The organism is Marinomonas lutimaris (genome assembly GCF_019426345.1).
Taxonomy (GTDB): domain Bacteria; phylum Pseudomonadota; class Gammaproteobacteria; order Pseudomonadales; family Marinomonadaceae; genus Marinomonas; species Marinomonas lutimaris.
The window spans coordinates 1-5,572 of sequence record NZ_JAHLLW010000042.1 but is presented as its reverse complement, the minus strand read 5'-3'; the positions used below and the strand labels follow the sequence as shown (position 1 = coordinate 5,572).

At 49.2% G+C, this 5,572-nt stretch carries 2 tRNA genes and 2 rRNA genes; all 4 read right to left on the bottom strand.

Annotation, left to right across the window (positions count from 1 at the left end):
- Window positions 1-111: 111 nt before the first annotated feature.
- A 23S ribosomal RNA gene (locus KPL72_RS20930) occupies window positions 112-3,001 on the bottom strand.
- Window positions 3,002-3,478: 477 nt separating this feature from the next.
- Window positions 3,479-3,554: transfer RNA gene (locus tag KPL72_RS20925), tRNA-Ala, on the bottom strand.
- Window positions 3,555-3,574: 20 nt separating this feature from the next.
- Window positions 3,575-3,651 (bottom strand) — tRNA-Ile (locus KPL72_RS20920).
- 396 nt (window positions 3,652-4,047) lie between these two features.
- Window positions 4,048-5,572, bottom strand: a 16S ribosomal RNA gene (locus KPL72_RS20915); the annotation flags it as partial.

Sequence of the window (5,572 nt, the reverse complement as noted above, 5' to 3'; positions counted from 1 at the left end):
TTAACAATTCTTTTTTGAAATAGCGATAATCAAGGTCAAACCGATGTTCATAATTGCTGATGCTTTATCGTAATCTGTGTCTGTGATGTCTAAAAACCACTTTGGTGTTATATGGTCAAGCCTCACGAGCAATTAGTATTGGTTAGCTCAATGCCTCACAGCACTTACACACCCAACCTATCAACGTCGTTTTCTCGAACGTCTCTTTAGGGGACTTATTTCCCAGTGAGATCTTATCTTAAGGGAGGCTTCCCGCTAAGATGCTTTCAGCGGTTATAACGTCCTAACATAGCTACCCGGCAATGCCACTGGCGTGACAACCGGAACACCAGAGGTTCGTCTACTCCGGTCCTCTCGTACTAGGAGCAGCTCCTCTCAAATCTCAAACGTCCACGGCAGATAGGGACCGAACTGTCTCACGACGTTCTAAACCCAGCTCGCGTACCACTTTAAATGGCGAACAGCCATACCCTTGGGACCGGCTTCAGCCCCAGGATGTGATGAGCCGACATCGAGGTGCCAAACACCGCCGTCGATGTGAACTCTTGGGCGGTATCAGCCTGTTATCCCCGGAGTACCTTTTATCCGTTGAGCGATGGCCCTTCCATACAGAACCACCGGATCACTAAGACCTACTTTCGTACCTGCTCGACGTGTCTGTCTCGCAGTTAAGCGTGCTTTTGCCTTTACACTCTATGCATGATTTCCGACCATGCTGAGCACACCTTCGTGCTCCTCCGTTACTCTTTGGGAGGAGACCGCCCCAGTCAAACTACCCACCACACAGTGTCCTCGATCCCGATAAGGGACCTGAGTTAGAACCTCAAACATACCAGGGTGGTATTTCAAGAGTGGCTCCACGCAAACTAGCGTCTGCGCTTCAAAGCCTCCCACCTATCCTACACAAGTAGGTTCAAAGTTCACTGTGAAGCTATAGTAAAGGTTCACGGGGTCTTTCCGTCTAGCCGCGGATACACAGCATCTTCACTGCGATTTCAATTTCACTGAGTCTCGGGTGGAGACAGTGTGGCCATCGTTACGCCATTCGTGCAGGTCGGAACTTACCCGACAAGGAATTTCGCTACCTTAGGACCGTTATAGTTACGGCCGCCGTTTACTTGGGCTTCGATCAAGAGCTTCGCTTGCGCTAACCCCATCAATTAACCTTCAAGCACCGGGCAGGCGTCACACCCTATACGTCCACTTTCGTGTTTGCAGAGTGCTGTGTTTTTAATAAACAGTCGCAGCCACCTGGTATCTTCGACCGACTAGTGCTTACGGAGCAAGTCCTTCACACCGGCCGGCGTACCTTCTCCCGAAGTTACGGTACCATTTTGCCTAGTTCCTTCACCCGAGTTCTCTCAAGCGCCTTGGTATTCTCTACCTGACCACCTGTGTCGGTTTGGGGTACGGTTCCTGCATATCTGAAGCTTAGAAGTTTTTCCTGGAAGCATGGCATCAACCACTTCGCCCAAAAGAGGGCTCGTCATCAGTTCTCGGTCTTAAAAGGGCCCGGATTTGCCTAAGCCCTAAACCTACCGCCTTAAACACAGACAACCATCGCTGTGCTGGCCTAGCCTTCTCCGTCTCTCCATCGCAATATGCACGAGTACAGGAATATTAACCTGTTTCCCATCGACTACGCATTTCTGCCTCGCCTTAGGGGCCGACTCACCCTGCCCTGATTAACATGGGACAGGAAACCTTGGTCTTCCGGCGGGGGAGTTTTTCACTCCCCTTATCGTTACTCATGTCAACATTCGCACTTCTGATACCTCCAGCCTGCCTTACAGCTTGACCTTCAACGGCTTACAGAACGCTCCTCTACCATGCCTAGTAAACTAAGCATCCGTAGCTTCGGTGTACAGTTTGAGCCCCGTTATATCTTCCGCGCAGGCCGACTCGACTAGTGAGCTATTACGCTTTCTTTAAAGGATGGCTGCTTCTAAGCCAACCTCCTAGCTGTCTAAGCCTTCCCACATCGTTTCCCACTTAACTGTAACTTTGGGACCTTAGCTGACGGTCTGGGTTGTTTCCCTTTCCACGACGGACGTTAGCACCCGCCGTGTGTCTCCCGTAATTGCACTCATTGGTATTCGGAGTTTGCATGGGGTTGGTAAGTCGGGATGACCCCCTAGCCCAAACAGTGCTCTACCCCCAATGGTGAGATACGAGGCGCTACCTAAATAGCTTTCGAGGAGAACCAGCTATCTCCGAGCTTGATTAGCCTTTCACTCCTATCCACAAGTCATCCCCAGCCTTTTCAACGGATGTGGGTTCGGTCCTCCAGTTGATGTTACTCAACCTTCAACCTGCTCATGGATAGATCGCCCGGTTTCGGGTCTATTCCCAGCAACTAAACGCCCTATTAAGACTCGGTTTCCCTACGGCTCCACTATGTGCTTAACCTTGCTACTGAAAATAAGTCGTTGACCCATTATACAAAAGGTACGCAGTCACGGAACAAGTCCGCTCCCACTGCTTGTACGTACACGGTTTCAGGATCTATTTCACTCCCCTCACAGGGGTTCTTTTCGCCTTTCCCTCACGGTACTGGTTCACTATCGGTCAGTCAGGAGTATTTAGCCTTGGAGGATGGTCCCCCCATATTCAGACAGGATAACACGTGTCCCGTCCTACTCGTTTTCATGATTAAGGTGTTTTCGTATACGGGGCTATCACCCTCTATCGCGGCACTTTCCAGAGCCTTCTACTAACACCAAAACCACTTAAGGGCTAATCCCCTTTCGCTCGCCGCTACTTAGGGAATCTCGGTTGATTTCTTTTCCTCCGGGTACTTAGATGTTTCAGTTCCCCGGGTTCGCCTCCTCACAGCTATGTATTCACTGTGGGATACTCTACAAGTAGAGTGGGTTTCCCCATTCGGACATGTTCGGATCAAAGTCTGTTTATCGACTCCCCGAACCTTTTCGCAGATTACCACGTCCTTCATCGCCTCTGACTGCCAAGGCATCCACCGTGCACGCTTGGTCACTTGACCATATAACCCAAAATAGTTTTCACTCCGAGGAGTGTCATATNTGCACGCTTGGTCACTTGACCATATAACCCAAAATAGTTTTCTAATTCCTAACTCTAAGAAGAGTCAGTATTAAAACAACACTCAGATCACATACCAAAGGGCTTTTGTACCCCTCTGGATTTACGATTTAGAAAGTCATCTAGGTTAAAGATGCTTTCCACCGGTTTGACGCTTGATTATCGTCTATTTCAAAATTCGAATTGTTAAAGAGCAAGTTTAGTGCAAAGCACTAAGTCAGAGACTAAACAGACATCACCTAGGTGAAGCATCATTTAGTGTCTTGCTTAAAGCTTTGTCGCTAAGCTTTCNTAAAGAGCAAGTTTAGTGCAAAGCACTAAGTCAGAGACTAAAAATCACCCAACACGATTAAATGTAAGATGCTTAGCGTCTTGCTTAGAACTCTCTCTAAATCTTTCGCACAGAATGATCAGCAAATGGTGGAGCTATGCGGGATCGAACCGCAGACCTCCTGCGTGCAAAGCAGGCGCTCTCCCAGCTGAGCTATAGCCCCATTACTTACTAGATCGTATTTGGTGGGTCTGGGCCGATTTGAACGGCCGACCTCACCCTTATCAGGGGTGCGCTCTAACCAACTGAGCTACAGACCCAAATACTTTCTGTGCTTCTTANTATCGTCTATTTCAAAATTCGAATTGTTAAAGAGCAAGTTTAAACAAAAGTTTAAAGCAGAGGATGAACTTATTAACTAAGCTTCCCTCAAATCGTGGAGGCGTATTATAGAGATAACTATAACAAGGTCAACACAATTATTTCATTTATTTAAAATTTTCTGTGTTCAGTAAAAAACCAAAAACAAAGCATTAAAAACAAAAAAACCGCTTGGAAGCGGCTTTTCAAGCTCTCTTTAAGAAGAGATGTATCAGATAATTTGTGTGAACGCTCACCAGAGGTTTCTATCGNTAAACTAGATAGTGTATTCAACAAGTGACTTGTTAATACCATCAGATAATTTGTGTGAACGCTCACCAGAGGTTTCTATCGTTTAAGGAGGTGATCCAGCCCCAGGTTCCCCTAGGGCTACCTTGTTACGACTTCACCCCAGTCATTGACCACTCCGTGGTAACCGCCATCCCCGAAGGGTTAAGCTAGCTACTTCTGGAGCAATCAACTCCCATGGTGTGACGGGCGGTGTGTACAAGGCCCGGGAACGTATTCACCGTGGCATTCTGATCCACGATTACTAGCGATTCCGACTTCATGGAGTCGAGTTGCAGACTCCAATCCGGACTACGACGTACTTTCTGGGATTCGCTCACTATCGCTAGCTCGCAGCCCTCTGTATACGCCATTGTAGCACGTGTGTAGCCCTACTCGTAAGGGCCATGATGACTTGACGTCGTCCCCACCTTCCTCCGGTTTGTCACCGGCAGTCTCCTTAAAGTTCCCACCCGAAGTGCTGGCAAATAAGGATAAGGGTTGCGCTCGTTACGGGACTTAACCCAACATTTCACAACACGAGCTGACGACAGCCATGCAGCACCTGTCTCAGAGTTCCCGAAGGCACTAAGCTATCTCTAGCGAATTCTCTGGATGTCAAGAGTAGGTAAGGTTCTTCGCGTTGCGTCGAATTAAACCACATGCTCCACCGCTTGTGCGGGCCCCCGTCAATTCATTTGAGTTTTAACCTTGCGGCCGTACTCCCCAGGCGGTCTACTTATTGCGTTAGCTGCGCCACTAAGTCATTACAACCCAACGGCTAGTAGACATCGTTTACGGCGTGGACTACCAGGGTATCTAATCCTGTTTGCTCCCCACGCTTTCGCACCTCAGTGTCAGTATTAGTCCAGGGTGTCGCCTTCGCCACTGATGTTCCTTCCTATATCTACGCATTTCACCGCTACACAGGAAATTCCACACCCCTCTACCATACTCTAGCCTGCCAGTATCGGGTGCCATTCCAAGGTTGAGCCCTGGGATTTCACATCCGACTTAACAAACCACCTACGCGCGCTTTACGCCCAGTAATTCCGATTAACGCTTGCACCCTCTGTATTACCGCGGCTGCTGGCACAGAGTTAGCCGGTGCTTCTTCTGGGGCTAACGTCAAGATAACTGGATATTAGCCAGTTACCCTTCCTCACCCCTGAAAGTGCTTTACAACCCTAAGGCCTTCTTCACACACGCGGCATGGCTGGATCAGGCTTCCGCCCATTGTCCAATATTCCCCACTGCTGCCTCCCGTAGGAGTCTGGGCCGTGTCTCAGTCCCAGTGTGACTGGCCATCCTCTCAGACCAGTTAAAGATCGTCGCCTTGGTAGGCCTTTACCCTACCAACTAGCTAATCTTACGCAGGCTCATCTAATAGCGGAAGGCTCCGAAGAGTCCCCTCCTTTCCCCCTAAGGGCGTATGCGGTATTAGCATGCGTTTCCACATGTTGTCCCCCTCTACTAGGTAGATTCCTACGCGTTACTCACCCGTCCGCCGCTCGTCAGCAGGAGCAAGCTCCCCTGTTACCGCTCGACTTGCATGTGTTAAGCCTGCCGCCAGCGTTCAATCTGAGCCATGAT